The following is a 25,049-nucleotide window of genomic DNA, read 5'->3' as shown; positions in this document are numbered from 1 at the left end:
CACCGAGGATGGCGCGATCGAACGCTGGGTCGCCCAGTGGGGCGACGCGGTCAGAGCCCTGTTGTAGCCCACTGCAGTCCGAGGCTGCTGAGGCTCACGACGAGCCAGAGCACGCCGCCAAGCAGCAGCGGCTTCACGCCCGCGCGGCGCAGCGCGCCGATGTCGGTCGAGAGGCCGATGGCGGCAAGCGCCGTCGCGATGAGAAACTGCGACACCGCGACGATCCCCGGATGCCACATCGTCGGGATGACGCCGGTGGAGTTCACGAGGGCTGCGACGGCGAACCCGACGAGGAACCACGGCACGAGCCGGAGCACGCCGAGCCACGTCAGGCGGCGCGGCGGCGCGGGCGCAACGCCGGACGAGGCGAGGGTCGGACTGGATGGTCCAGTCGGCGGCGCGCTGGTCCGCAGTCGTGCGCGATCGACCCATGCGGCGAGACCCACGCTGACCGGGATGATCATCAGCGTCCGCACCAGTTTGACGACGACGGCGTAGTTCGCGGCGTCCTGCCCGTACGTCGTCGCCGCCGCGACGACCGACGAGGTGTCATTGACCGCAGTGCCCGCGAAGAGTCCGAAGGCGTGCTGGCTCATGCCGAGCAGGTGCCCGACGAGCGGGAAGACGATGACCGCGGCGATATTGAAGAGGAAGATCGTCGAGACCGCATAGGCGATGTCGGCGCTCGCGGCACCGATGATGGGAGCCACCGCCGAGATCGCGGAGGCTCCGCAGATGCCCGTGCCGACGCCGATGAGGGTGCGCAGATCGCCGACCACGCCCAGCCAGCGGCCGAGCAGCCAGGCGGCTACGAGGCAGATCGCGAGCGTGCCGAGCATGACGGGCAGCGACTCGAGGCCGACGCGGGCGGCTTCGCCGATCGAGAGCTGCAGGCCGAGGATGACCACCGCGCCCTGCAGCACCCGCCTCCCGGCGAACGAGATGCCGGCGCCGAAGGATGCACCCGGGCGAGCGGCGAGTCGCACCGCGACCCCGATGACGATCGCGGGCACGGCGCTGCCGACGAGCGGCACGAACGCGCCGACGAGAGTCGCGACCGCGGCAATCGCGGCGGCGAGCGCCAGTCCGGGCAGCGCGGCGACGATGCGGTTCACGAAGCGGAATTCCTCACTGCTCAGGTCGCCGACATACCGGCTTCGTTGTGCCCCCGACAGGACTCGAACCTGCAACCTAACGCTTAGGACGCGCTTGCTCTTCCATTGAGCTACGGAGGCGTGGCGGACGGTCCATCGTACCGGGCGGGCCCAGCCGCTCTCGAGCCGACTCCGCTCCCGCAGCCACTCCGAACAGCATCGGTGCATCCTTCCGCGCCGGGGCACGCACAGCCGAGCCCTCGATCGGGCTCGTCTCGGCCGGCGACGCTCGAAGACTGAACGGTTCCGGCGCGCCAAAAAGTGAACGGTCGCCAGGCCGTTCAGCCGGCGGGTTCGTCGGTGATGGTTCGAGTGCCGGGAGGCTGCCGATGCCTCTCCTCAAAGCCGGTAGCCGGCCCGCACCGTTGAGGGCAAGAGGATCACGGAGGCGCACGCTCAGCGGGACGAGATGAGTGGGAAGAACGGGTTCGCGACGTCGTGCTCGAACGAGAGATAGCCGAACTCGTCGACGAGCATCAACCCGTAACGTCGGGGCCGGGCGAGTTCACGGGGCAGGCCCACTTGCCGGTGCGCGTCGGTGGGCCAGGCGACCCAGTCCGGCGCGGTCGCGAACAGCGCCCACTCGAAGTGCTGAGAACTCCGGTCACGCCGTATTCACGATCGGGGCGTGACTACTTACCCGCCTGTGGCATGTCCATCTCCGCGATACCGCTCGCACCGAGGATGTCCGTCGCAAGCAGTGCGGTATGGAGTGGGCTGAGGTCCGTGCCAAGGTCTCGGCCGAGGATCTCTTCGGCACGCCGGAGCCGGTAACTCACGGTGTTCTTCGAGACGTGAAGCCGACGTGCAGCTGCGTATTGGCTGCGATTGACATTCAGGTACTCCAGCATCGTGCTGCGCAGATCGGTCTCGCGACCACCGGCACCGAGAAGACCGCCGAGCTGAACCTCCAGGAATCTCCGCAGCCGCTCGGGCCGGGCGGCGAGTTCTGCAACAGCCCCATATTGGTCGTAGGACAGGATTCGCCCGAGGTTCCGCCACCCTGCCATCGTGGCGACTCGTTGCATAGCTCTCGCCTCGTCATGGCTGGCGATAAACCCGGCGGCTCCCCTACCAGGGAGGCCGACGGCCAGCGTCCATCCGTTGCACTGAGTCGGCGGCTCCAAGTGGAGATCGTCAGCAGTGCGGACACTGCCCCACGCCCAGAGGACGTTCGGTGCGATCATCACTTTGAAGATCTGATCGCATCCCATACTCTCCAGAGCCTGCACGGTCGTCGTCACGAGCTTCTGAGGCTCTCGCCGCTTGCTGAATGCGACGGCCGCTACATGAATGCGGTCGAGTGGATATCGGGTGACCTGCTCGAACCGTTCCGGTCGCACACGTCCGTTCAGGAGGGCTGCGAGGACCGCCGACTCGGTTTCGTCGAGGAACCGCACGGGGTCGTCCGCAGCCGAGTGCATGTCCACAATGGTGTCGGCGAGCTGATTGTGGGTGCTGACAACCTCGGTCACGATCGCCCGCATTATCGCGCCCTGGTCACCAGGCGCAATAAGCCGTTCACACTCGTGAAGGAGCGCTTCGGTGATCCCGGCTTGCGCCTGATTGAGGGCACGCAATACCGCGGCCAGCGTCACGCCTTCGTTCAGCGCCTCCTGCGCCAACTGCAGCACGACCGGTCGTGTGAAGCGGCCAAGGCCCGGGTCCACGAGTCCGAGGAGTGTGTCCACGAACAGCGTTTCCGTCGTCGCTTGGACCGCGATGCTCAACGACGCGAGAGAGGGATCGGTACTGACGATCAGATCCGCGACGCTCACCGCATTCTGAGTAGCCCATCGCAGAGGTCCGGGTCCAAGGTGCTGACGCGCAACTCCCTGCGCGTTGTCGGGCAACTCGCTAGGTGCACCGACCCGTGAAGTGAGTTCCAGGACCCAGGCGAAGGGCTGCGGGGCACCAGTCGGAATGGGGGTAGTCAACTGAACCTGATTCGGAGGAAACCAATTGGTCTGCTTCGTCCGGTGATCGTATTCTTGACCGCCATCCACGGTCTCACTCACCTATCTTCTTGGGCTCCGAACGCGTCCGCGAAGCTGATACTGCCGCGGCTTTCGCGGAGGTCCGCATCAAGGGAGTTCAACATCCGAGAGTTTTCGATGATGATCATGTGCACGTCCTGCGAATCAGCGTAGTGCCGGTGCCAGATCCACGGCGGAGTGAAGACGAAATCGCCCGTTTTCCACTTGACGATCTGGTCTCCGATCTCCGACCATCCGCTTCCGTCAGCGACATAGTGGATCGACTCGTGGACATGACGCTGCAGGTCTGTCGCAGTGTCTGCGGGAATCATCTGAAGGATGAACTCAACCGTCTTCATGGGCAGATGACGGAGCAGGCCGAGATGGGATGGGTTGTCGGTCGTCCCTTTCAGCCAGTACGCATCCTCCGAGTGGGTGACGAGATTCGGCTCGATGACATGCTGGTCGTCTCGATTGTGCATGCGGTTCAGTTCCTGCATGAATTCCTGCAGTCCCTCTTCGCTCAGTTTTCCGTTCGTGTTATCCATCAACCCTCTCCTCGTTCGTTAGGACTGTACAAACTTGCTCGAGTCAATCGACGGGCAACTCGCTGGACCTGAAAGTCTCTCGTGTAACGAGTGTGGCGATCAAGGAGAGCAGCGCGAGTGCCGCGATGTAGATGGCAACCGACCAGATGCTGTGGGTCCCGGCGAGAAGTGCGGTGGCGATCAGCGGCGTGAAGCCTCCCGCGAGCATCGCCGTGAGCTGAACCCCTAGGGAGACCCCGCTGAGCCTTACGCGTGTCGGGAAGAGCTCCGCGAAGAACGCGCCCGACGGAGAGGCGAGGGGTGCGTGACCCAACCCCATCGCAAGGATCAGAGCCAAGTAGACCAGAGGCAGGGACGTCGTGTTCATCAGGAGGAAGAACGGGGCGGCGAACACCAGTAGGAACGCTGCCCCGAAGATCATCACCGGACGGCGTCCGATTCGGTCGGACAGCGCGCCCCAGAGTGGAGCCGTGACCATCTCCACGACGGCGGCAACAAGAACGGCGTTCAGAATACCGGCGCGCTCCATGCCTAGGAATTGACTCCCATAGGTAACTGAGAACGTTGCGAGGAGGAAGAACGCCGCGGTCTCGCCCGACTTCATCCCGATCACCAGCAGAATCCCTCGCCAATGGCTTCGAATGACCTCGACCATCGGAGCTCGCGCGGTGCGGTTCTGGCTCTTGACGTCCTCGAACACGCTGGTCTCGGGCACGCCCAATCGCACTGCCAAACCGATTCCGACCAACACCAGGCTGATCAGGAACGGCACCCGCCAGCCCCAAGCGATGAACGCATCCTTGTTGAGCGCTCCCGCGAACGCGCCGAAGATGAGAGTCGCGAGAACGAGTCCGCCGGCCATGCCCACCGCCGGCCATGCGCCCAAGAACCCGCGTCGCGCGGACCCTTTGCCACCGGACTCTGCTGCCATGACGAAAGCCCCGCCTTGCTCGCCGCCCATTGCAATTCCCTGAACGAGGCGCAGGGCGACCAGAAGGATCGGAGCCCAGATACCGATCGTCTGATAGGTCGGCAGCAGTCCGATGACAGTGGAGAAGACGCCCATCGCGGCCATCGTGATGATCAGCACCCGCTTTCGACCGATTCGATCGCCGAGGTTGCCGAAAATCACACCTCCGAGCGGCCGGGCGACGAAACCCACGCCGAAGGTCGCCAACGATGCCAACGTGCCGACGACGGGGTCCACCTGCGGAAAGAACAACGGGCCGAATACCAGGGCGGCCGCGGTCCCATACAGAACGAAGTCGTACATCTCCATAGCGGTGCCAACCGCCGTAGCGGCGACAGTGCGCGGCGTCATCCGCGGAACAGTTGGTTCCGACAGGGTCAGAACCGACTCATTGGTGGACATAGGAGCTTCCTTTCTGACGGCGCGGGCTTCGTCGCCCGGCTCGTATCGGCCTGTTCTGAGAGAATTTGTGCCTAGGCAACGTGAAGTCGCACGGCCACGCACGACGGAGCAGCGCTAGCTGGCGGAACTGGCCTTAGCGCGGGTCGTGTAGCTACGCTGCAACTCGGCCCACCGGCGTCCCGTCTCGATCGCGCCGTCGAGATACGCCTGGGGAGCCGTTTGGTACGGCGGCCGGGCCGGGCCGGGATCGGTGACACCAGCCGCGGCGATCCGCGCCTTGTCGAGGGGGATGTTGTATTTGGAGAACTGCGAGAAGTCGCCATCCGGCATGAGCGTCGAGTAGGCCCGCTTGAGGTCCCGGCTGATCGCGTCAGCGGCGTCCCAATCGGAAGAGGCCATCGCCTCGCGCAACCGCTCAAGCGGCTCGGTACCGCATGCGGCGCTGGGGGTCCAGCAAGCAGCGACATGTTGACCGGCCGCTCGACGAGCATCCAGCCAGTCGGCATCCATGGGAAGCAGTCGGATCTCGTCGCCGCAGGCCTGGACATCATCCGCGTACTGGCTGCCAAGAGATGTGTACTTCGCGCCGATGAGCGTGGGGATCGCCGCAAGCCTCGCGTACAACTCCGAAGAGATCTTTCCCTTGAATGCCGCGGGGTTGTCGTACAAGATGACGGGGACGTCCGGCAGAGCGTCCGCGATATCGGAATAGAAGCGAACGATCGAGTCATCGTCCATCTCGCACCACATCGGTCGTCCGAGGAACAAGCCGTCGACTCCGATGTCCAGGAGCATGCGGGCGCGGCGGATCGTGTCTCGGGTGTTCAGTGTGGTTGCGCCGGCGAACGTCGGCGTCGTGCCGCTCTCGGACACGACGGTCTTCATGAAAGTGACGACTTCGTCCTCAGTGAGGGTCGCGCCTTCGCCAAACGTACCGAGCGTGATGATGGCGTCGACGACCGGAGCCACTGCGCGAATCATCGAGGTGGTCACGTCCACATTGACCGTGCTGCTCGCGTCCCAGCGCCCGGCGTCAGGTGTTGCGGGTGTCGGCACGATTCCCAGAACGCCGACCAAGTCCCGAGCCGTATACCGCTGCGCCAACTTATCCTCCTTGATAACCAACGCGCCGATGTGGACCATGGCGTCCGCTGCGCGCAAGCATCATTGCATGCCGGCAATGCTCGGATCTTGGTCCCGCAGACCAAACTTGCCCGGAATGCGGTGATCAGGCGCGCGTCGAGGTGGGGTTCCAGCACGGGTACGCCGTGAAGGGCCGGTGAAGCAGCGATACTTCGAGTTGATTCGTTGGGGATGTAGCGGATCTGCTGCCTCGGAGATGGTCGAGGTGTCACCCGGTTACGGGTCGGCGTGGTTCGTCGATGCCGGCAGCGCGAAGGCTGCGGATCTGGCCTCACCCGATGAGCAGGGGTGCGTTCCTTCAGGACGGAGTTGCTCGTCCCTCAAGCTCCGAGGCCTCATCAGGGCGAAGGGACGCCGGGGCTACGCCGCCTCGGCGAAGTAGTCCTCCCACTCGGGCTGCAGGTGCTCCGAGGCGCCGCGGACCAGCCAGGTCGGCTCATGGGGCATCCGCGGGGTGAAACGCAGGTGCCAGCCGAGCTCGTGCAGCATCCGGTCGCCCTTGACGTTGTTGCAGCGCAGGCAGCAGGCGACGAGGTTCTCCCACGAGTCCTGCCCGCCCTTCGAGCGCGGCAGCACGTGGTCGATCGTGCTCGCCGGCTTCGCGCAGTAGGCGCAGCGGTGGGCGTCCCGGCGCAGCACCCCGCGGCGCGACACGGGCACGTTGCGGCCGTGCGGCAGGCGCACGTAGCGCGTGAGCAGGATGACGGAGGGGCGGTCCCACACGTCGGCGACGCCGAACACCGGATGCTCGGCATCCACCTGCACCACCGTCGCCTTGTTGTTCATGACGAGCGCGAGGGCCCTCTTGAACGACACGACCGCGAGCGGTTCGTAACCGGCGTTCAGAACGAGAGTGCGCATGGAGGCCCCTTTTAAGACGCAAACGGCGCCGTCACGAGGACGACGCCGAAGGAGACTGCCACCTGGCAGGAGTGCCGGTGGTGGTGATGGTGGTAGCGGTGCATCACAACAGGAGGGTAACCCCGAAAAATGCGAAACGACCCGGATTGCCCCACGCCGTGTCGCTCACCGCGGCGTCAGTGCTTGATCCCGAACCGCACGATGTAGTAGCTCGACGTCCAGATCGGGCGGCTCTGCACGGCCTTGCCGCGCTCCGGCGCGTCGAGGATCATGCCCGGGCCGGCGTAGAAACCGTCGTGCGAGCCGTCGGAGAGCACGATGACATCGCCGGGCTGCGCATCGGCCGCCGAGATGCGGGTGCCGATCCAGCCTTGCGCCGAGACCGAGTGAGGCAGGCTGATGCCGAACTGGCCGTACACCCAGCGCACGAAGCCTGAGCAGTCGAAGCCGGCCGGGGTGTCGCCGCCGTAGACGTAGGGCACGCCGCGGTACCTCTGCGCGGTGGCGAACACGGCCGCGAGCGAGAAGTTCGGCTGCGGCGGGTTGGCGAGGGCCTGCACGTACGACGGGCCCGAATAGGCGGCCCGGTAGCTCGCCAGGCTCGCCGCAGCGGCCTGGGCGGCGGCGGTGAGAAGCTGCGTCTGGGTCTGCGAGGTGAATCCGTCGTGCACGGTCTTGGCGGCGGCGACGTTGCCGGCAACGGTCACGCTCTGCACGCCTTGAGCCTGCCGGACGACCTCGGTCGTGGTGGCGCTCGGGGCCAGCGCGTATGCCGGCAGCGCAGCGGTGGCGACGACGCCGACCGCGAAGACGACGGCGAGCGCCTTGATGACGGGCTTCCCGCTGCGGCGGACCGCCACGGACTTCGCCGCCTTCGCCTCGGCGGCCGCGAAGCGCTTGACGGCTTTCGCGCGGATCGTCGCCAGCTGGTGCACCGCGATCGAGCGGCGGCGGTCGGCGGCCTCGTGGGCGAGAGCCGCCGACTTGGCCTCGCGGCGGGTGGAGGGGGACGCGACCCCCTTCACCGCGGGGTGGCCTATTGAGTTGAGATCGAGAGATGTTTCGAGAATCGCCAAGGGGTTTACCTGTTCGGTGGGGGTGGCCGGGGCTCCGACACTTGGACTCGACCGAGAGTACGGGAAGGTAACGGGAATGTCACATCCCCCCAGGCGTGTTCGGCGCATTGCCAGAGGATTGCCAGAGGCGGAATCGGGCCTTACGCCGCGATGAAGATGTGGCTTGCGGTCTCGAAGTCGAGATCGATCGGGGGGTAGCCGTCGACCGCCGCCGCGACCCGGCCGCCGACGCGGGCGAGCGTCACCGTGTTGCCCGGCAGGATGCCCCCGGCACGCAGCGTCGCGAGCAGCTCCGGCTCGAACTGCACCGGCTCGCTGAGACGGCGGATGGTGCTCGTCACCGGGCCCGGGGCTCCGGCGATGGCATCCGTCGCGCGGCGCACCCCGTCGAGGAACGTCGTCGACAGAGCGGAACCGGCGTCGTCGAGACTCGGGATCGGCGTGCCGTAGGGCGACTCGGTCGGGTTGCCGAGCAGCGCCACGATGCGCTCCTCGACGAGGTCGCTCATGACGTGCTCCCAGCGGCAGGCCTCGTCGTGGAGGAACTCCCACTCGAGGCCGATGACGTCGCTGAGCAGCCGCTCGGCGAGGCGATGCTTGCGCATGACGTCGATCGCGCGGCGGCGGCCCGCCTCGGTGAGCTCGAGGTGGCGGTCGCCTGAGACGCGGACCAGGCCATCGCGCTCCATGCGTGCGATCGTCTGCGACACGGTGGGGCCGGAGTGCCCGAGCCGCTCGGAGATGCGCGCGCGCAACGGCACGATGTCCTCCTCCTCGAGGTCGAGGATCGTGCGCAGGTACATCTCCGTCGTGTCGACGAGATCGGTCACTTCAGCGGCTCCAGTGGGCTTGCGCAGGCGCGTGCGGCGCGCGTGCCCTCCCAGCCTACGAAATAGGATCGGGATATGGCCTCGATCGTGCTGCCCGATGAACTCAAGCCCGCCGACGGACGCTTCGGATGCGGTCCGTCGAAGATCCGCCAGGAGGCGATCACGGCCCTCGCGACCGCCGGCGTCGAACTGCTCGGCACCTCGCATCGCCAGAGGCCGGTCAAGCACCTCGTCCACTCGGTCAAGGAGGGGCTCGCCGAACTCTTCGCACTGCCCGAGGGGTATGAGATCATCCTCGGCAACGGCGGCTCGACCGCGTTCTGGGACGCCGCGGCCTTCGGCCTCATCGAGAAGCGCTCCGAGAACCTCACCTTCGGCGAGTTCGGCGCGAAGTTCGCCAAGGCCGCCGCGGCTCCGTGGCTCGACGCACCCGTCGTCGTCGACGCCCCCGCGGGCACCCGCTCGGCGCTCGTCGCGGTCGAGGGCGTCGACGTGTACGCGTACCCGCACAACGAAACCTCGACCGGCGTCATGCACCCGGTGGTGCGCGCCGCGGGCGATGCCGGCGCGCTCACCGTCGTCGACGCGACGAGCGCCGCAGGCGGCATCCTTTTCGACACGACCGAGGCGGATGTCTACTACTTCGCCCCGCAGAAGAACTTCGCCTCGGACGGCGGCCTGTGGCTCGCCGCCGTGAGCCCTGCCGCGATCGAGCGCATCGAGAGCATCGCCACCTCGGGCCGCTACATCCCCGAGTCCCTCTCCCTCAAGCTGGCGCTCGACAACTCGCGTCTCGACCAGACCCTCAACACCCCGGCGATCGCGACGCTGTTCCTCATGAACGAGCAGACCCGCTGGATCAACGAGGAGGGCGGGCTCGCCTGGGCCGATGCCCGCACGAAGAAGTCGTCGGGTCTGCTCTACGACTGGGCCGAGTCGGTCTCGTACGCGACGCCGTTCGTCGCGAACGACGCCGAGCGTTCGCAGGTCGTCGTCACCATCGACTTCGAGGACATCGACGCGGCCGAGATCGCTGCGACGCTGCGCGCCAACGGCATCGTCGACACCGAGCCCTACCGCAAGCTCGGCCGCAACCAGCTACGCATCGCGACCTTCACCGCGATCGAGCCGTCCGACGTGGCCCAGCTCATCCGCTCGATCGAGTACGCGGTCGAGCACTTGGGGTAGCAACCGTCAGGCAGCCTGCGCGAGGTCGGCGCTGTCGAGGATCGTGTATGCGTAGCCCTGCTCGGCGAGGAAGCGCTGACGGTTCTGGGCGAAATCCTGGTCGACGGTGTCGCGCGCGACGAGCGTGTAGAAGTTCGCGTGCAGACCGGATTCCTTCGGTCGCAGCAGCCGCCCGAGACGCTGTGCCTCCTCCTGGCGCGACCCGAACGAGCCCGACACCTGGACGGCGACGGTGGCCTCGGGGAGATCGACCGAGAAGTTCGCCACCTTCGACACCACGAGGACGGTGAGATCACCGTCCCGGAAGCGCTGGTAGAGCGACTCGCGCTCGGTCACCGGCGTCTGGCCGGTCAACGCGGGCGCGTTCAGCGCCTCGGCGAGCTCGTTGATCTGGTCGAGGTACTGGCCGATGACAAGGATGCGCTCTCCGGCGTGCTTCTCGACGAGCCGCTTCACGACATCGAGCTTCGCGGGGGCGGTGGCGGCGAGCCGGTAGCGCTCCTCATCGGCCGCGGCCGCGTACTCGAGCCGGTCGGAGGCCGGCAGGTCAATGCGCACCTCGTAGCAGGCGGCCGGCGAGATGAATCCCTGCGCCTCGATCTCCTTCCAGGGAGCGTCGAAGCGCTTGGGGCCGATGAGCGAGAACACGTCGCCCTCGCGGCCATCCTCGCGCACGAGCGTCGCCGTGAGCCCCAGTCGGCGCCGAGCCTGCAGTTCGGCGGTGAGCTTGAACACGGGCGCGGGCAGCAGGTGCACTTCGTCGTAGATGATGAGGCCCCAGTCGAGGGCGTCGAGCAGGGCGAGATGGGCGTATTCGCCCTTCCGCTTGGCGGTGAGGATCTGGTAGGTCGCGATGGTGACGGGCTTGACCTCCTTCGCCGAGCCCGAGTACTCGCCGATCTCCTCCGCCGTCAGCGAGGTGCGTCTGAGCAGTTCGTCGCGCCACTGCCGGGCGGACACGGTGTTGGTGACGAGCACGAGCGTCGTCGTCTTGGCCGTAGCCATCGCGCCCGCGCCGACCAGCGTCTTGCCGGCGCCGCAGGGCAGCACGACGACGCCGGAGCCGCCGTCGAAGAAGCTCTCGACGGCCTTGTTCTGGTAGTCGCGCAGATGCCAGCCGTCCTCGTTGAGGTCGATGCGATGCGGCGTGCCGGGCGTGTAGCCGGCGAGATCCTCCGCCGGCCAGCCGAGCTTGACGAGCTCCTGCTTGAGGGCGCCGCGCGCCCAGGCCTGCACCGCGAAGGCGGAGTCTCCGATGCGCTCGCCGAGCAAGGGCGCGATGCGCTTGGCGCCCGCGACCTCGATCAGAACGGGGACGTCGGTCGAACTCAGCACGAGCGCGCCGTCCGCATCGCGCTCGATGACGAGGCGGCCGTAGCGCCCCACGGTCTCGCGGATGTCGACGGACACCGTCTGCGGCACCGCGAATTTCGAGTAGCGCTCCAGCGTCGCGAGCATGTCCTCCGCGGTGTGACCGGCGGCGCGCGCGTTCCAGAGGCCGAGCCGGGTGATCCGGTAGGTGTGGATGTGCTCCGGCGCGCGTTCGAGTTCGGCGAAGACGGCGAGGTCGTGACGTGCATCCTCGGCCTGAGGGTGGGCCACTTCGAGCAGGACAGTGCGGTCGCTTTGCACGATAAGAGGGCCGTCAGCCATAACGTGCAACTCTATCGCGGGCGGTGCATCGCAGCCTGTGAACGGCAGGCTGCGGCGGAATCCGCTAGAGCGGCCGCACGGCGGTGATCGATGCGAGCGGCAGCGTCCGCTCGACGCCGGCTCGCCGGTCGCGGCCGCGCATCCTGCCGCCGCCGACGCCCGTCGGCTCGATCGTGAACTCCTGTTCGTCCCCGCCCGGCAGGCCGACGGTGACGAGCAGCGGTCGGCGATCGCGGACCGCGACCTCGAGTTGGCGGGTCAGCCACGCGGTCGGCGACTGCGGCTCGCCGGCATCCTTCTCGCGCAGCCGCTTGACGAGCTGGCCCGCCCGGTCGGGCAGCTCGAGCGAGGCGGTCGTCACCGCGTGGCGCTTGCGCACGCTCACCGGCTTGCCTTTGGCATCCTCGGCGACGACCGGATAGCGGGCGTCCGCGAACGCCCAGTACACCACGTCGCGGGCGAAGCGCGAGCCCAGGGCGCTGTCGTCGATGCGTTGCAGCGAGAGCGGGAGGAACGCCTTGTCGACGGCGATCTGCGAGATGAGGGCGGGATCGCTCGATGAGATCACAGTGCGGAACGCCGCATGCGCCGCCTGGTCGCGCACCCGCACCCGCCCGTAGCGGCTCGCCGATTCGGAGATGAGATAGTCGAGCGGCTGCGGGATTCCGGTGAGCGAGATCGCCTCGAGGAAGCCGCGCAGCGACTCCGCGGTCTCACCGGCGCCTATCGCGCGCTCGATGCTCGAAGCGGAGACGCGGTAGGTAGAGGCGAGCGCCCGGCTCTCGACGTCGGCCAGGGCGCGCAGCCGGGCGTCGACGGCCGGCGCGAGCGGTCCGGGGGCGACGATGGAGAGGTCCTGCTGCACGTAGACCTTGTCGACCTCGCCGGGCAGATGGGGCACGAGGAGGGCGACGGCGTCCTCCGGGCTGCCGGCGAGCAGCGCCGATCCGTAGCTGCTGGGGATGTCGCCGACGCGGATGCCGAGGAGTTCGGAGGTCGGCTCGAAACGGCTTGAGAGCGTCACGAGCATCTCGCCGGCGGCTGGCATGAGCCACTCGAGCACCTCGTGGAGATCGCTCCCCCAGCGGGTGTGCGCACGCTCGCCGAGCAGTTCGCGGATGGCATCCGGCAGGGCGGCGAGCCAGCTGATCGCGAGCTCCTGCCAGCGCAGGGCGGTGGTGAGCCTCAACCAGCGCTCGGCGCCCGCGGTGGTGAGGACGAGCGAGCCATCGCGGGCGATGAGCTCGGAGGTGTAGGCGAGCCAGAGCAGGGCGGGCACCGTCGTCGTGTCGACGCCCATGGCCATGGCCACGCGTCGAGTGTCGGGCAGACTGAGGCCGCCCTTCTGCAGTTCGCGGGCCGGCTCGCGGTCCAGCTGAAGCAGCAGCTCGGCGACTGCCTGGACCGTGTGGAAGGCGCGCTCGGCGGCGACCGGGTCGATGTCGGCCGCGGTCTGGGTCGGCAGCAGCACGAGCGGGAACGGCTGCCGGGATCCGATGAGGTCCTCGATGCTCGGCAGGCCCATGCTCGGCCAGGCCCGCAGCAGCGCTCGCACGCCGTCGTAGGTGCGCAGCCCGCCGCCCTCGACATAGGCGAGGGCGGATGCGCGGAGGCGGTCGAACCTGGCCTCGGCGGCATCGGAGCCGAGAGCGACGGGGCGGCCCGCCGCGATGGCGGCCAGCATCCCCAGCGCGTGCCGGTCGAGCTGCCCGAGCACGGGCTGCAGCGAGGCCGGCTCGAGCAGCGCCTCGGCGAGGTCGTAGAAGTCCCCGATCTTGCGCGGCAGCTTGCGGTTCTCGATGAGGGCGGTGAGTTCGTCATCGCTCAGCGCGGCGAGGTGCGCTGCGAGCGTCAACGCGCTGGTCATCGCCGGCCTCTTCGGTCGCCCGCGCCGACTACTTCGTCACCTTCCGGTTGGCCCGACTGCGCTGGACGGCGTTGACGATGAAGAGCGCGATGATGCAAGCAACGCCGAGCGGGAGGGCGACGAGCGGCAGCCCGAAGAGGTAGTCCCAGGCGCTGCTCTGCGCCGTCCGGATGTTGAGGTGGAATATGCCCGTGCAGACCATGATGGCGATGATGGCCAGCACCGATGCGCCGATGAGGAACAAGGTCAGATAGGACAGGTACCGCTGAACGGACCCCGTCGGGGTCTTCACGGGCTGAGGTGTTTCAGGGCGGGCCACGTCATCAAGGATAATGAACTTCGGCCGAGGCGCCCTCAGGGGCTTTGCGGCGCAGATTTTCTGAAACGAGGATTTCCCGATGCCAACCGGCAAGGTCAAGTTTTACGACGAGGACAAAGGCTTCGGCTTCATTGCCGGTGACGATGGGCAGGAAGTGTTCCTGCATGCGTCGGCGCTGCCCGCCGGAACGGTCGTCAAGGCCGGGACGCGGCTCGAGTTCGGCATCGCCGACAGCAAGCGCGGCGCCCAGGCGCTCTCGGTGCGCGTGCTCGACGCTCCGCCGAGCATCGCCAAGGCGCGCCGTCCCAAGGCCGACGACATGGCCGTCATCGTCGAGGACCTCGTCAAGCTCCTCGACTCCATCGGCGGCGACCTCCGTCACGGCCGCTACCCGGGCGCCGCGACGGGTCGCAAGGTCGCGCTCATGCTGCGCAAGGTCGCTGACGACCTCGATGCCTGACGAGATCCTGCTCGCTGCCGTCGACCGCGCCCGGGAGGCGCTCGCGGAGATCACGCCCGCGGCGACGATCGGCGCGCCGGCCGGTCACCTCGACGAGGGGGACGGTGTCGTCTCGCTGCTCTTCGAGAACACGATGCCGGGCTATCCGGGCTGGTTCTGGACGGTGTCGCTCTCGCGCGATCCGGCGACCGGGAGCGTCAACGTGCTCGAGACCGAGCTCATGCCGGGCGAGCGCGCCCTGCTCGCACCCGAATGGGTGCCGTGGGCCGACCGGCTCGCCGAGTACCAGGCCCAGCAGCAGGCGCTGCGCGACGCGGCTGCGGCCGCGGGCGAGGAACCGCCGATCGACGAGCTCGCCGTCGTGGCGGCGAGCGAGAGCGAGGACGACCTCGACGACGATCTCGACGAGGGCGATCTCGATACCGGCGATGAGGACGATGACCTCGACGATGTCGACGATGTCGACGACTTCGACGGTGACGACCTCGACGACCAGGTCGAGCTCGAAGACGAGGATGAAGACGACGACGAGGACTTCGCGGACGTCGATGAAGACGGCGATTGATCGTCCCGCCGGTTGAGCGACGGCGCTGCGGCGCGTCGAGACCGGCTACGCCATGACGTACCTCAGCAGGAGCGTGCTGCCTGAACGCAGCACCTGGGCGAGCTCCATCACTTGCACGGCGGCGGCGACCTCGCCGGTGAGCCGGCCGGACCCGGCGCCCTCGAACCTCGCCGCGAGCGTCAGGCAGAGTTCGTCGACGAGCCCCGCAGCGAGCAGCGAGCCGGCAAGGGTCGGCCCGCCCTCGCAGGTGACAAGCGGATACCCCAGGGTGCGCACCGCTGCGATACCGGGCACATCCGCCGCCCGCCCGACGACCCGCAGCTCCGGCGTATCGGACATTCCGTGCGCACGCCGCCAGGCCATACCGCGTTCGCCGAGCAGAGGACCGGAATAGCCTTCGATGCGCACGGTCCCCGCTCCGACGAGGATCGCATCCGCCGGCCAGCGCAGCAGGTCGAAGACCCGCCGGTCGGCGGCGTCCCCCAGCGCGCCCGAGCGCCCGTCGTGTTCGATTGCCCCGTCGAGCGACTCGACGAAGCTCAGCCGCAGCCAGCCGGGGCGCGGCGGGGCGTAGCCCGCGATGATCTCGTCGTCGGACAGGCCCTCGGCGGGCTTCGGCCAGAGCCGGTCGATCGCGACATCACTCATTGAACTCGCCCATGTTGTGCACGAGCGCGCCGGCCGGAGGCCGCCAGCCGAGCAGCGCCTCCGTCATCCGTACTGCGGCGACGGACTCGGGGACGTTGTGCATCCGCACGATCCGGGCGCCCTGCAGGATGCTGAACACCGCGGCCGCGAGCGAACCGCTCACCCGCTCGCCGCGCCCCGCATCGAGCGTCTCGCCGATGAAGTCCTTGTTCGACGCCGCGGCGAGCACCGGCAGGCCAATGTCGGCGATCTCCGACAGGCGCCTCGTGATCTCCAGTGTCTGCAGGGTGTTCTTGTTGAGGTCGTGGCCTGGATCGATGATGAGGCGATGCTCGGGGATGCCGAGTGACACCGCGAGCTCGATCCGCGAGCGCAGGAACGCGCCGATCTCGCCGACGACGTCGCCGTACTCAGGGCGCGGGAACTGGGTGCGCGGCCCCTTGCCCTGTTGGGCTGCGAGCGAGTGGGTGATGACGAGGGTCGCGTCGGAGTCGGCGACGACCCGGCCGAGCTCGAGGTCATGGATGCCCGTGGTGTCATTGACGACATCGGCGCCTGCCGCGATCGCGGCGCGGGCGACCGCGGCGTGGAAGGTGTCGACCGAGATCACCGCATCCGATCGCTCGCGCAGCCTCCGGATGACCGGCACGACCCGCTCGGCCTCCTCCTCGGCGGGGAGCGCAGGCCCCGGCGCGAAGGGCACTCCCCCGACATCGACCCAGTCGGCCCCCGCCAGGGCGGCGGCGAGTGCGGCATCCACCGCGGCGTCGAGGCCGAAAGTACGGCCGACATCGTAGAACGAGTCGGGCGTGCGGTTGACGACCGCCATCACCACCACCTGGCGCGAGAAGTCGAAGGCGTGCGCGCCGATGCGCCGCACCGGATCACGAAGCGGCGGCAGGTAAAGTTCGGCCACGCGGCTACTCGGCGATCGCGTCGAGAGGCACGTCGGGGTCGGCGAGCTTCGCCGCATCCACCGGCGCACCGGAGGCGATGAGGGCCTGGATGCTCTCGTTGACGTCCCACACGTTGACGTTCATGCCGGCGACGAGCCGGCCTCCGGCCACCCAGAACGCGACGAACTCAGCCGATTCGAGCGATCCGCGGATGATCGCGGGCACACCGTGGGTCAAGGGCAGGTAGCCCGCGTACTCCATGCCGACGTCGTACTGGTCGCTGTAGAAGTAAGGCACCTTGTCGAGCACCGCGCCGTGCCCGAGCATGTTCCGCGCCGCGATCCTGCCGCCGTCGATGGCGTTGGCCCAGTGCTCGCTGCGGAGCCGCGCGCCGAGCACCGGATGGATCGGATTGGCGACGTCGCCGGCGGCGAGGACGCCGGGCGCGGCCTGCAGGTGCTCGTCGACGAGGATGCCGTTCTCGACGGCAAGCCCGGCGTCCTCGGCGAGCCCGGTGTTCGGCGGCGCGCCCGCGCCGACGATGACGAGGTCGGCGGCGATGGCGCCGGAGTCCGTCTGCACTCCGGTGACCTGCCCGCCGCGGGAGTCGACGCCGGTGACCCGGGTCCCGTTGACGAAGGTCACGCCGTGCCCGGCGTGCACTCCGGCATAGAACGCGCCGAGCTCGGCGCCGACGCCCGACTCGAGCGGCACCGCCGAGTGGCCGACGACCGTGACGTCGTTACCGTAGCTGCGCGCGTGCGCGGCGACCTCCATGCCGATCCAGCCGCTTCCGACGATGACCACCTGCCTGCCGCCGGAGGCGAGGTCTGCGCGGAGCCCGGCGCTGTCCTCGAGGGTGCGCAGGTAGCGGATGCCGGAGGCGTCGGCGCCGGGCACCCCGAGCGCGCGGGCCGACGCGCCGGTGGCGAGGAGCACGGCGTCATAGCCGAGCACCGCGCCGTCGTCCAGCGCCACGGTGCGCGCAGCGAGGTCGAGCGCGGTCGCGGCGACGCCGACGCGCAGGTCGATCGCGCGGTCGTCGTACCAGGACGGTGGCTGGATCCAGGTGGATTCCTCGCTCGCCGCCAGGTCGCCGAGAAACTCTTTCGACAACGGCGGCCTGAGGTAGGGGACGTGGCTCTCACCCGCGACGAGCACGATCTCGCCGTCGAATCCCTCCTCGCGCAGCTGCTCCGCCGCGCTCGCCGCTGCCAGCCCGCCGCCGACGATGACCATCCGTTCGCTCGCCATGGCCCCAGCCTAGGCGGGGGCGCGCATCGGCACACGGCGCGCATTCGGCATGGACAACAACAACACCCTGGATATTCTCAGGAAACGTGCAGATACTTGTTGGCATGACCGCAGGACCACGCATCCTCATCGTCGACGACGAACCCAATATCCGCGACCTGCTGACGACGAGTCTGCGCTTCGCCAGCTTCGCCGTCCGCGCCGTCGGCAACGGCGCCCAGGCCATCTCGGCCGTCCTCGAGGAGGAGCCGGACCTCATCATCCTCGACGTCATGCTCCCCGACATGAACGGATTCAGCGTCACCAAGCGCCTCCGCGGCGCAGGCTACACGGCGCCGATCCTCTTCCTCACCGCCAAGGACGACACCGAGGACAAGATCACCGGCCTCACCGTCGGCGGTGACGACTACGTCACGAAGCCGTTCAGCCTTGATGAGATCGTCGCGCGCATCAAGGCGATCCTCCGTCGCACCATGCAAGCCGACGATGACGCCGTCATCCGCGCGGGCGAGCTCACGATGGACCAGGACACCCATGAGGTCTTCGTCGGCGAGACCCCGATCGAGCTCTCGCCCACCGAGTTCAAGCTGCTGCGCTACCTCATGCTCAACCCCAACCGGGTGCTGTCCAAGGCGCAGATCCTCGACCACGTGTGGGAGTACGACTTCAACGGCGACGCCGGGATCGTCGAGAGCTACATCTCGTACCTGCGCCGCAAGGTCGACGCGCACTCGAGTGAGCCGCTCATCCAGACCAAGCGCGGCTTCGGCTACATGCTCAAGGCCGGCAAGGCCTCCTGACCGACCGCAGCCCAACTCGGCCGCGTAGCGTGTGAGCATCATGCACCGATCGATCGCAGCGGCCTGGGCCGCCATCTCGCTGCGTACCAAGGTGACCGGCGTGACGGTGATGCTGCTCACCTTCGGCCTGCTGCTCTCGGGCCTCGGCACGATGCTGCTCTTCCGGCCCGTGCTGCTGCAGCAACTCGATGAGCAGCTGCAGGCGGCATCCGCCCCGGCCAACATCAACGCGGTCTTCGACTCGGCCCAGGCGCACGCCGCGATCATCGATGACGACGGCACCCGCACCGACTACTTCATGGTGCGCTACGACGCCCAGGGCGCGCTCGGCGCCACGAACTGGACGGCCGCCGCTGCGGCGACGCAGCCCGTCGTGCCGAAGACGATGACGGTGGCGCAGGGCAAGGACTGCGCCGCCGGCGGCCCGTTCACCATCGCCAACGCCTCAGGCACCGTGCAGTACCGGGCGCTGTGCAAGGTCGTCACCTACGCGAGCACCTCGCAGCAGGGCACGGTCATCGTCGCCGTCTCGACCGAGCAGATCAACTCCGCGATCGCGAGCTACCTGTCGATCTTCCTCGGCTTCTCGGTCATCGTCGTCGTGGTCGGCGCCGTCCTCACTCGGATGCTCGTCACCGCGGCGTTCGCCCCGCTGCGCGAGGTCGAACGCACCGCGGCCGCCATCGCGGACGGCGACTACAGCCAGCGCCTCGGCGGCGCCGAGCCCAACACCGAGGTCGGCCGCCTCAACCGCTCGCTCAACACGATGCTGGGCCGCATCGACCGCGCCTTCCGCGATCGCGCGCGCACCATCGAGCAGATGCGCCGTTTCGTGGGGGATGCCAGCCACGAGCTGCGCACGCCGCTCGTCACCGTGCGCGGTTACGCGGAGCTCTACCGCATGGGCGCGCTGAGCACCCCGGAAGAAGTGACCCAGGCGATGGGCCGCATCGAGAAGGAAGCCGTGCGCATGGGCCTCCTCGTCGAAGACCTGCTGGAGCTCGCGCGCCTCGACGAGGCCCGTCCGCTCGACCTCGCGCGCGTCGACCTGCTGCCTCTCGCGCACGACGCCGCACTGGACGCCGGCGCCGCCAACCCCGACCGCACCTTCCGCGTCGTCGCCTCCATCCAGGGCGGCGGCACCGGCGTCCGGACGCTCGCCGCGCCGCCGCGCCCCGCGCCCATCGACGGCGCCACCGGGCCGATCGCCCTCGCGGGCTCGGCTCTCGCCCGGCTGCGCCGTGGGCGCTCGCGGCGCAGCCAGGTGGTCCTGACAGAGACCGTGCCGCTGCACCTCGACGACATCCCCACCCCTCAGACACTCCCCGCGATCGTCCTGGGCGAGGAAAACAAGCTCCGCCAGGTGCTCGCCAACCTCATCGCCAACGCGGTCCGCTACACGCCGGCGGGCTCTCCCATCGAGATCGGCGTCACGGTCGACCTCGTCGGCCGTCGCGCCCTGCTCGACGTCATTGATCACGGCGAGGGGATCCCGCCGCAGATCCGCGAGAAGATCTTCCAGCGCTTCTGGCGCGCCGACACCTCGCGCACCCGCGAGACCGGCGGCTCAGGGCTCGGGCTGGCGATCGTCAACTCGATCGTGCGCGCCCACCGCGGCAGCGTAGCGGTGCTCGACACCCCGGGCGGCGGGGCGACGTTCCGCGTGGCGCTGCCCCTCGCCGGGTAGCTCAGGCCGTCGCCAACTCGACGATGAGCGGGCGGAGGTGCTTCGGCACCCCGAGACGTTCGGCGATGCGCTCGACGCCCTCGACCACGGGCAGCCCGGCCGCGGCCGTGCGCGCGTCCGACGGGACCACGAATCCGAAGAGCGCGAATGCCTGCTCCATATCCTCACCATCGGCGAAAGCCCCTCCGCCGTTACCGCTCGCCCCTCACAACCGGACGCACCGATCCCCCATCCACAGGGCGCTTCCGCGCCGGGGCCGCCGCGTGCCGCCCCCGCCCTAGCGTCTGGCCATCCCTACCCCACCACTGAAGGAGACTCCCATGGCCATCTTCCAGGTCGACGCCGACGTCGTGCACTCCACGACCACCGCCGCCCAATCCACCCTCGCGCGACTGCAGAACGAGGCTCAGACCCTCACCGCGCAGCTCGCGGGTCTGCAGCAGTCCTGGTCGGGCAGCGCGGCAAGCGCCTTCCAGACCGTGCTCGGCGAGTGGCAGAAGGCGCAGCTCGAGCTCGAAGAGGCGATGAGCAGCATCCACACCGCCCTCCAAGCTGCGGCCAGCCAGTACGCGGACGTCGAGCAGCACAACGCGCACATGTTCATGAGCTGAACGGCATCGCGCCGAAAAACGGAGCGGGGCGCCCCGAGAATGGGGTGCCCCGCTCCTGCTGTGCCGGCGACGCACGGGGAATCGTGGCGCCGCCACCCTCTCGCGCAACGAACGTCTCTTCGCCTCTCGAAGGCGTCCGGCACGCAGCACAGAGGCGGGACACCCTGAAAGGGGTGTCCCGCCTCTGATGATCTACCGGAGTCTCGGTGCCCTGCGACTACTCGACCCCGACCCTCAGATCAGAAGTCCATGCCGCCGCCATCGGGCATCGGCGGGGCCGAAACCTTCTCGGGCTTGTCGGCGACGACGACCTCGGTGGTGAGGAACAGGCCTGCGATCGACGCCGCGTTCTGCAGCGCGGAGCGAGTCACCTTGGCCGGGTCGATGATGCCCTGCAGGATGAGATCGCCGTACTCGCCGGTAGCGGCGTTGAGGCCCCAACCCGCGGGCAGCTCGGCGACCCTGGCCGCGACAACGCCCGGCTCGAGGCCGGCGTTGAGCGCGATCTGCTTGAGCGGGGCCGAGATGGCGACCTTGACGATGTTGGCGCCGGTCGCCTCGTCGCCGGTGAGCTCGAGCTTGTCGAACGCGGTCTTGCCGGCCTGGATGAGCGCGACGCCGCCACCGGCGACGACACCCTCTTCCACTGCGGCCTTGGCGTTGCGCACCGCGTCCTCGATGCGGTGCTTGCGCTCCTTGAGCTCGACCTCGGTGGCCGCACCCGCCTTGATGATGGCGACGCCGCCGGCGAGCTTGGCGAGACGCTCCTGGAGCTTCTCGCGGTCGTAGTCGGAGTCGGTGTTCTCGATCTCCTGCCGGATCTGCTTGACGCGGCCCTCGATCGCGGACACCTCGCCGGCGCCCTCGACGATGGTCGTCTCATCCTTGGTGATGACGACCTTGCGGGCACGGCCGAGCAGATCGAGGGTGACGTTCTCGAGCTTGAGGCCGACCTCCTCGGAGATGACCTGGCCGCCGGTGAGAATCGCGATGTCCTGGAGCTGGGCCTTGCGACGGTCGCCGAAGCCGGGGGCCTTGACGGCGACCGACTTGAAGATCCCGCGGATCTTGTTGACGATGAGAGTCGCGAGGGCCTCGCCGTCGACGTCCTCAGCGATGATGAGGAGCTGCTTGCCGGCCTGGATCACCTTGTCGACAACGGGCAGCAGGTCCTTGATCGATGAGATCTTCTGGTTGGCGATGAGGATGTACGGGTCCTCGAACACCGCCTCCTGGCGGTCAGGGTCGGTGACGAAGTACTGCGACAGGAAGCCCTTGTCGAAGCGCATGCCCTCGGTGAGCTCGAGCTCGGTGCCGAAGGTGTTCGACTCCTCGACGGTGACGACACCTTCCTTGCCCACCTTGTCGATGGCCTCGGCGATGAGGGCGCCGATCTCGGGGTCGGCGGCGCTGATCGAGGCGGTCGCGGCGATCTGCTCCTTGGTCTCGACCTCTTTGGCGTTCGCGACGAGTTCGGCGATAACGGCTGCGACCGCCTTCTCGATGCCCTTCTTCAGGCTGATCGGGTCGGCGCCGGCCGCGACGTTGCGCAGACCTTCCTTGACAAGAGCCTGGGCGAGCACGGTCGCGGTGGTCGTGCCGTCGCCGGCGACGTCGTCGGTCTTCTTGGCGACCTCCTTGACCAGCTCAGCGCCGATCTTCTCGTAGGGGTCGTCGAGCTCGATCTCCTTGGCGATGGAGACGCCGTCGTTCGTGATCGTGGGGGCGCCCCACTTCTTCTCGAGCACGACGTTGCGACCGCGCGGGCCAAGCGTCACCTTGACCGCGTCGGCCAGGATGTTGAGGCCGCGCTCGAGACCGCGGCGGGCTTCCTCATCGAAAGCGATGATTTTTGCCATGTGTTTCTCGTCCCTCCCGGACGTAGCGAAGATGTCATTAGCACTCGAATCGGTCGAGTGCTAAGGATGATTCTGGCACTCGCCCCTGGGGAGTGCAAGCCGGATCACCGGGCGTGAGCATGCGGGTGCCGCCCGGGATTCCCGAGCGGCACCCGATCGAAGCCCAGTGGGTGGTGCTACGCCAGCCGCACCGATTCCGCCTGCGGGCCCTTGGCGCCCGTGCCGACCTCGAAGACGACCCTCTGACCCTCTTCCAGGGTCTTGTAGCCGCCCATGTCAATGGCGCTGTAGTGGACGAATACGTCCTGGCCGCCCTCATCGACGGTGATGAAGCCGTAGCCCTTTTCAGCGTTGAACCATTTGACGGTCCCATTCGCCATTTCTTCTTACTCCATTGCTTGCTGTGCCCGCCCAGGGGAACTGCTGCGCGTGAGCCAGACAGTAGCAGCGGCCAGGCGGCGGAATCCGCTCGGATGCCCGATTAAGGCAAATGGTTACCTGGGCGTGCCGCAGCCGTCATCCGCCGGAAATAAGGCGCGCGGGGCGCTCAGGCGATCGATCCGGTGGATCGATCGCGCGCCCCGGCGAAAGGCGGCAGCCCACGCGCTGCGGACGACCTCAGAACGCGAGATCCAGGACCAGAGCTCAGCCCGAATAGTCCGACCCGAGCACGATGGTCACGTTGTCGCCGGTGTACCCGTATTCCGTCGAGACGACGATCTGGCCGACGCCGAGCGCCGTGGCCACACCGGCCGCAAAGGCGAGGTTCTTAGTGTCGGAGACGTAGATCGTCGTCCTGGTGACGTCGTGCTGGCTCGCGTTGACCCCGGACGCGTTCTTGAAGCCTGCGGAGACGAGGGCCTTCACCGCGGAATCCCCGAGTGACTGGGTGCCCGAGGCGTTGAGCACCGTGACCTGCGCCGCCGCGCTGACCTTCGGCGCCGTCGTCGACGTCACCGTCGTCTCCGACGGTGCGGAACCCGGCAGACCGCCCGCGTCGGAGGACGAGCCGACGGCCCGGATGGTGATCCAGCCGCCGAAGACGATGACCGCTGTGGCGAGCGCGCACCACCCGATCCACACCCAGGCGCGGGCGGCGGGGCTAGGCGTACGGTGGGCGCCGACGCGCTCCGTGTGGTCGGCGACGTCGAACCGGTCGGCGGGGTGCTTCTGCGTCATACGGGTGTCCTTGCGGGAGATCAGGGGATCAGCGGCCGGGTGCGCGCGAGGCGGGCTGCCCGGCGGGCGTCACGCTGGCGCAGCAGGCGTTTGACGAGCATGGGATCGAAGGCGAGGGCCTGCGGCGTCTCGATCAGGCGGCCGAGCACCTGATAGTAACGGGCCGGGGAGAGCGCGAACTGAGAGCGGATCGCCTGCTCCTTCGCGCGGGCGCCGGCCAGCCAGTCCCGTTCGAAGGCGAGGATGGATTCTTCCCGCTCCGATAGTGGCGCCACGGCGGGAGAATAGTCAGACCGCCTATCGCCGGCGGGTAGCGCGCGCGGCGATTCGCTGGATCGCCGCCCCGGCGCGCAGCGCGGTGGTTATTGTGGTTGTCGACTCGTGGTGGAGGAAGTCATGGCATACGCGGTATCAAAGTCGGAGTCCGAGTGGCGGGCCGAACTCGACCCGGTACAGTACACCGTGCTGCGGGGGGCCGCGACGGAGCGCCCGTGGACGGGCGAGCTGCTCGACGAGAGCCGCACCGGCCTCTACACCTGCGCCGCCTGCGGCGCCGAGCTCTTCAAGAGCGGCACCAAGTTCGACTCGGGCTGCGGCTGGCCCTCGTTCTACGAGAGCGTCCGCCCGGAGGCCGTCGAACTCATCGAGGACCGTACGCTGGGCATGGTGCGCACGGAGGTGCGCTGCGCCAACTGCGGGTCGCACCTCGGCCACGTCTTCCCCGACGGCTTCGGCACCCCCACCGGCGACCGCTACTGCATGAATTCGATCTCGCTCAAGTTCGCACCGGGGGACGCGCAGTGAGCGACCTCGTCACGCTGACCCCCGCGGAGTTGCGCGAACGCCTCGACGCCTCGGAGGTGGGGCTGCTCATCGACCTGCGCGAACCGGAGGAGATCGCCGAGGCGCCGGCGATTCCCGGCGCCGTGAGCGTTCCGTTCTCGCAGTTCCGCGCCGGTGCGCGACCGGATTCCGACTACCAGTACGAGGGCGTCGTGCTGTACTGCGCGCACGGCAGCCGGTCGGAGCACGCCGGCAGGACGCTCGCCGCCGAGGGCTGGACGGTCGCCCACCTCGCCGGCGGCATCACGGAGTGGAACGCC

The 25,049-nt window shown here is 68.2% G+C and carries 28 protein-coding genes and 1 tRNA gene; 8 read left to right on the top strand and 21 right to left on the bottom strand.

Annotated elements, in window-relative coordinates; genetic code table 11:
* Positions 1-50: 50 nt before the first annotated feature.
* The 10 genes from M7D61_RS09735 to M7D61_RS09690 all read right to left on the bottom strand — a co-directional run bounded on the left by M7D61_RS09735 (position 51) and on the right by M7D61_RS09690 (position 8,960).
* The gene (locus tag M7D61_RS09735) at positions 51-1,115 is read right to left on the bottom strand and encodes a putative sulfate exporter family transporter (RefSeq protein WP_298229960.1); all 1,065 of its coding nucleotides are present in this window, start codon (positions 1,113-1,115) and stop codon (positions 51-53) included.
* A 48-nt stretch (positions 1,116-1,163) separates the two neighbouring features.
* A tRNA-Arg gene (locus tag M7D61_RS09730) sits at positions 1,164-1,235 on the bottom strand.
* 315 nt (positions 1,236-1,550) lie between these two features.
* A complete protein-coding gene (locus M7D61_RS09725) occupies positions 1,551-1,676 on the bottom strand; it encodes a hypothetical protein (protein WP_298229958.1) in 126 nt (41 codons plus the stop codon).
* Positions 1,677-1,786: 110 nt separating this feature from the next.
* A complete protein-coding gene (locus tag M7D61_RS09720; protein ID WP_298229956.1) occupies positions 1,787-2,932 on the bottom strand; it encodes a PucR family transcriptional regulator in 1,146 nt (381 codons plus the stop codon).
* A 236-nt stretch (positions 2,933-3,168) separates the two neighbouring features.
* Complete coding sequence (locus M7D61_RS09715) at positions 3,169-3,678, bottom strand: cupin domain-containing protein (protein ID WP_298229954.1); 510 nt, start codon at positions 3,676-3,678, stop codon at positions 3,169-3,171.
* Between the two features lie 43 nt (positions 3,679-3,721).
* Positions 3,722-5,050: an MFS transporter gene (locus tag M7D61_RS09710; protein ID WP_298229952.1), complete on the bottom strand. Its 1,329-nt coding sequence runs from the start codon at positions 5,048-5,050 to the stop codon at positions 3,722-3,724.
* A gap of 114 nt (positions 5,051-5,164) precedes the next feature.
* Positions 5,165-6,193 (bottom strand): dihydrodipicolinate synthase family protein, encoded by a 1,029-nt coding sequence (locus tag M7D61_RS09705; protein ID WP_298229950.1) that lies wholly within the window; start codon positions 6,191-6,193, stop codon positions 5,165-5,167.
* 360 nt (positions 6,194-6,553) lie between these two features.
* Entirely contained in the window at positions 6,554-7,054 is a 501-nt protein-coding gene (locus tag M7D61_RS09700; RefSeq protein ID WP_298229948.1) for an HNH endonuclease, read from the bottom strand.
* Positions 7,055-7,230: 176 nt separating this feature from the next.
* Entirely contained in the window at positions 7,231-8,079 is an 849-nt protein-coding gene (locus M7D61_RS09695) for a C40 family peptidase (RefSeq protein WP_298229947.1), read from the bottom strand.
* A 191-nt stretch (positions 8,080-8,270) separates the two neighbouring features.
* Complete coding sequence (locus tag M7D61_RS09690; protein WP_298229945.1) at positions 8,271-8,960, bottom strand: metal-dependent transcriptional regulator; 690 nt, start codon at positions 8,958-8,960, stop codon at positions 8,271-8,273.
* A 75-nt stretch (positions 8,961-9,035) separates the two neighbouring features.
* Between M7D61_RS09690 and serC the strand changes: the two genes are divergently transcribed.
* Positions 9,036-10,148: a phosphoserine transaminase gene (gene serC / locus M7D61_RS09685; protein ID WP_298229943.1), complete on the top strand. Its 1,113-nt coding sequence runs from the start codon at positions 9,036-9,038 to the stop codon at positions 10,146-10,148.
* 6 nt (positions 10,149-10,154) lie between these two features.
* Here the strand turns inward: serC and M7D61_RS09680 are convergent, their stop codons facing one another.
* From M7D61_RS09680 to M7D61_RS09670, 3 genes are all read right to left on the bottom strand, one after another.
* On the bottom strand, positions 10,155-11,801 hold the full coding sequence (locus M7D61_RS09680; protein ID WP_298229942.1) for a DNA repair helicase XPB: 1,647 nt from the start codon (positions 11,799-11,801) through the stop codon (positions 10,155-10,157).
* A gap of 64 nt (positions 11,802-11,865) precedes the next feature.
* Positions 11,866-13,668, bottom strand: a complete 1,803-nt coding sequence (locus M7D61_RS09675; protein ID WP_298229940.1) for a helicase-associated domain-containing protein — start codon at positions 13,666-13,668, stop codon at positions 11,866-11,868.
* A gap of 28 nt (positions 13,669-13,696) precedes the next feature.
* On the bottom strand, positions 13,697-13,960 hold the full coding sequence (locus M7D61_RS09670; protein ID WP_298229939.1) for a hypothetical protein: 264 nt from the start codon (positions 13,958-13,960) through the stop codon (positions 13,697-13,699).
* Positions 13,961-14,066: 106 nt separating this feature from the next.
* On the opposite strand from M7D61_RS09670, the gene M7D61_RS09665 reads away from it, so the two are divergent.
* Together M7D61_RS09665 and M7D61_RS09660 are read left to right on the top strand one after the other, a co-directional pair.
* On the top strand, positions 14,067-14,447 hold the full coding sequence (locus tag M7D61_RS09665; protein ID WP_298229937.1) for a cold shock domain-containing protein: 381 nt from the start codon (positions 14,067-14,069) through the stop codon (positions 14,445-14,447).
* Positions 14,440-15,012 carry a DUF3027 domain-containing protein gene (locus M7D61_RS09660; RefSeq protein ID WP_298229935.1) on the top strand — a complete coding sequence of 191 codons (573 nt, stop codon included), beginning with the start codon at positions 14,440-14,442 and terminating at the stop codon, positions 15,010-15,012. Before M7D61_RS09665 ends, M7D61_RS09660 begins: the two co-directional genes overlap by 8 nt.
* A gap of 45 nt (positions 15,013-15,057) precedes the next feature.
* Here the strand turns inward: M7D61_RS09660 and M7D61_RS09655 are convergent, their stop codons facing one another.
* The 3 genes from M7D61_RS09655 to M7D61_RS09645 are packed head-to-tail and all read right to left on the bottom strand — an operon-like array spanning position 15,058 to position 17,810.
* Complete coding sequence (locus M7D61_RS09655; protein WP_298229933.1) at positions 15,058-15,660, bottom strand: dihydrofolate reductase family protein; 603 nt, start codon at positions 15,658-15,660, stop codon at positions 15,058-15,060.
* The gene (folP, locus tag M7D61_RS09650) at positions 15,653-16,576 is read right to left on the bottom strand and encodes a dihydropteroate synthase (RefSeq protein WP_298229931.1); all 924 of its coding nucleotides are present in this window, start codon (positions 16,574-16,576) and stop codon (positions 15,653-15,655) included. The genes M7D61_RS09655 and folP overlap by 8 nt, the downstream gene beginning before the upstream one ends.
* Before the next feature lie 4 nt (positions 16,577-16,580).
* A complete protein-coding gene (locus tag M7D61_RS09645; RefSeq protein WP_298229929.1) occupies positions 16,581-17,810 on the bottom strand; it encodes an FAD-dependent oxidoreductase in 1,230 nt (409 codons plus the stop codon).
* Between the two features lie 104 nt (positions 17,811-17,914).
* Here M7D61_RS09645 and M7D61_RS09640 point away from each other — a divergent pair, with 104 nt between their 5' ends.
* Together M7D61_RS09640 and M7D61_RS09635 are read left to right on the top strand one after the other, a co-directional pair.
* Complete coding sequence (locus M7D61_RS09640) at positions 17,915-18,610, top strand: response regulator transcription factor (protein WP_298229927.1); 696 nt, start codon at positions 17,915-17,917, stop codon at positions 18,608-18,610.
* Positions 18,611-18,650: 40 nt separating this feature from the next.
* Entirely contained in the window at positions 18,651-20,297 is a 1,647-nt protein-coding gene (locus M7D61_RS09635; protein ID WP_298229925.1) for a HAMP domain-containing sensor histidine kinase, read from the top strand.
* 1 nt (position 20,298) lies between these two features.
* On the opposite strand, the gene M7D61_RS09630 is transcribed toward M7D61_RS09635, so the two are convergent.
* Positions 20,299-20,457, bottom strand: a complete 159-nt coding sequence (locus tag M7D61_RS09630; RefSeq protein WP_298229923.1) for a hypothetical protein — start codon at positions 20,455-20,457, stop codon at positions 20,299-20,301.
* A 160-nt stretch (positions 20,458-20,617) separates the two neighbouring features.
* Between M7D61_RS09630 and M7D61_RS09625 the strand changes: the two genes are divergently transcribed.
* Positions 20,618-20,908 carry a WXG100 family type VII secretion target gene (locus tag M7D61_RS09625; protein WP_298229921.1) on the top strand — a complete coding sequence of 97 codons (291 nt, stop codon included), beginning with the start codon at positions 20,618-20,620 and terminating at the stop codon, positions 20,906-20,908.
* Between the two features lie 239 nt (positions 20,909-21,147).
* On the opposite strand, the gene groL is transcribed toward M7D61_RS09625, so the two are convergent.
* The 4 genes from groL to M7D61_RS09605 form a co-directional block, all read right to left on the bottom strand.
* On the bottom strand, positions 21,148-22,767 hold the full coding sequence (groL, locus tag M7D61_RS09620) for a chaperonin GroEL (protein ID WP_298229919.1): 1,620 nt from the start codon (positions 22,765-22,767) through the stop codon (positions 21,148-21,150).
* 176 nt (positions 22,768-22,943) lie between these two features.
* On the bottom strand, positions 22,944-23,147 hold the full coding sequence (locus tag M7D61_RS09615) for a cold-shock protein (RefSeq protein ID WP_298229917.1): 204 nt from the start codon (positions 23,145-23,147) through the stop codon (positions 22,944-22,946).
* A gap of 265 nt (positions 23,148-23,412) precedes the next feature.
* Positions 23,413-23,946 carry a LytR C-terminal domain-containing protein gene (locus tag M7D61_RS09610; protein ID WP_298229915.1) on the bottom strand — a complete coding sequence of 178 codons (534 nt, stop codon included), beginning with the start codon at positions 23,944-23,946 and terminating at the stop codon, positions 23,413-23,415.
* Between the two features lie 20 nt (positions 23,947-23,966).
* Positions 23,967-24,221: a DUF3263 domain-containing protein gene (locus tag M7D61_RS09605; protein ID WP_298229913.1), complete on the bottom strand. Its 255-nt coding sequence runs from the start codon at positions 24,219-24,221 to the stop codon at positions 23,967-23,969.
* Between the two features lie 121 nt (positions 24,222-24,342).
* Between M7D61_RS09605 and msrB the strand changes: the two genes are divergently transcribed.
* Both msrB and M7D61_RS09595 read left to right on the top strand, forming a co-directional pair.
* Positions 24,343-24,750, top strand: coding sequence for a peptide-methionine (R)-S-oxide reductase MsrB (gene msrB / locus M7D61_RS09600; RefSeq protein WP_298229911.1), 408 nt, complete (start codon positions 24,343-24,345; stop codon positions 24,748-24,750).
* The coding region (locus M7D61_RS09595; protein WP_298229909.1) for a rhodanese-like domain-containing protein at positions 24,747-25,049 on the top strand (303 nt) is incomplete at its 3' end. The genes msrB and M7D61_RS09595, both read left to right, overlap by 4 nt.

Source organism: Gryllotalpicola sp. (assembly GCF_027352875.1).
In the GTDB taxonomy this organism is placed as follows: Bacteria; Actinomycetota; Actinomycetes; order Actinomycetales; family Microbacteriaceae; genus Gryllotalpicola.
Note: the sequence above shows the minus strand (reverse complement) of the source record. Positions and strands in the feature narration are given on the sequence as shown.

What these genes read in the sequence shown, in the direction of transcription:
- M7D61_RS09625 (WP_298229921.1), top strand. Translation starts at nt 20,618, where the DNA reads ATGGCCATCTTCCAGGTCGACGCCGACGTCGTGCACTCCACGACCACC.
- M7D61_RS09645 (WP_298229929.1), bottom strand. Translation starts at nt 17,810, where the DNA reads ATGGCGAGCGAACGGATGGTCATCGTCGGCGGCGGGCTGGCAGCGGCG.
- M7D61_RS09630 (WP_298229923.1), bottom strand. Translation starts at nt 20,457, where the DNA reads ATGGAGCAGGCATTCGCGCTCTTCGGATTCGTGGTCCCGTCGGACGCG.
- M7D61_RS09705 (WP_298229950.1), bottom strand. Translation starts at nt 6,193, where the DNA reads ATGGTCCACATCGGCGCGTTGGTTATCAAGGAGGATAAGTTGGCGCAG.
- M7D61_RS09610 (WP_298229915.1), bottom strand. Translation starts at nt 23,946, where the DNA reads ATGACGCAGAAGCACCCCGCCGACCGGTTCGACGTCGCCGACCACACG.
- M7D61_RS09615 (WP_298229917.1), bottom strand. Translation starts at nt 23,147, where the DNA reads ATGGCGAATGGGACCGTCAAATGGTTCAACGCTGAAAAGGGCTACGGC.
- serC (WP_298229943.1), top strand. Translation starts at nt 9,036, where the DNA reads ATGGCCTCGATCGTGCTGCCCGATGAACTCAAGCCCGCCGACGGACGC.
- groL (WP_298229919.1), bottom strand. Translation starts at nt 22,767, where the DNA reads ATGGCAAAAATCATCGCTTTCGATGAGGAAGCCCGCCGCGGTCTCGAG.
- msrB (WP_298229911.1), top strand. Translation starts at nt 24,343, where the DNA reads ATGGCATACGCGGTATCAAAGTCGGAGTCCGAGTGGCGGGCCGAACTC.
- M7D61_RS09710 (WP_298229952.1), bottom strand. Translation starts at nt 5,050, where the DNA reads ATGTCCACCAATGAGTCGGTTCTGACCCTGTCGGAACCAACTGTTCCG.
- M7D61_RS09640 (WP_298229927.1), top strand. Translation starts at nt 17,915, where the DNA reads ATGACCGCAGGACCACGCATCCTCATCGTCGACGACGAACCCAATATC.
- M7D61_RS09700 (WP_298229948.1), bottom strand. Translation starts at nt 7,054, where the DNA reads ATGCGCACTCTCGTTCTGAACGCCGGTTACGAACCGCTCGCGGTCGTG.
- M7D61_RS09680 (WP_298229942.1), bottom strand. Translation starts at nt 11,801, where the DNA reads ATGGCTGACGGCCCTCTTATCGTGCAAAGCGACCGCACTGTCCTGCTC.
- M7D61_RS09635 (WP_298229925.1), top strand. Translation starts at nt 18,651, where the DNA reads ATGCACCGATCGATCGCAGCGGCCTGGGCCGCCATCTCGCTGCGTACC.
- M7D61_RS09660 (WP_298229935.1), top strand. Translation starts at nt 14,440, where the DNA reads ATGCCTGACGAGATCCTGCTCGCTGCCGTCGACCGCGCCCGGGAGGCG.
- M7D61_RS09655 (WP_298229933.1), bottom strand. Translation starts at nt 15,660, where the DNA reads ATGAGTGATGTCGCGATCGACCGGCTCTGGCCGAAGCCCGCCGAGGGC.
- M7D61_RS09715 (WP_298229954.1), bottom strand. Translation starts at nt 3,678, where the DNA reads ATGGATAACACGAACGGAAAACTGAGCGAAGAGGGACTGCAGGAATTC.
- M7D61_RS09665 (WP_298229937.1), top strand. Translation starts at nt 14,067, where the DNA reads ATGCCAACCGGCAAGGTCAAGTTTTACGACGAGGACAAAGGCTTCGGC.
- M7D61_RS09675 (WP_298229940.1), bottom strand. Translation starts at nt 13,668, where the DNA reads ATGACCAGCGCGTTGACGCTCGCAGCGCACCTCGCCGCGCTGAGCGAT.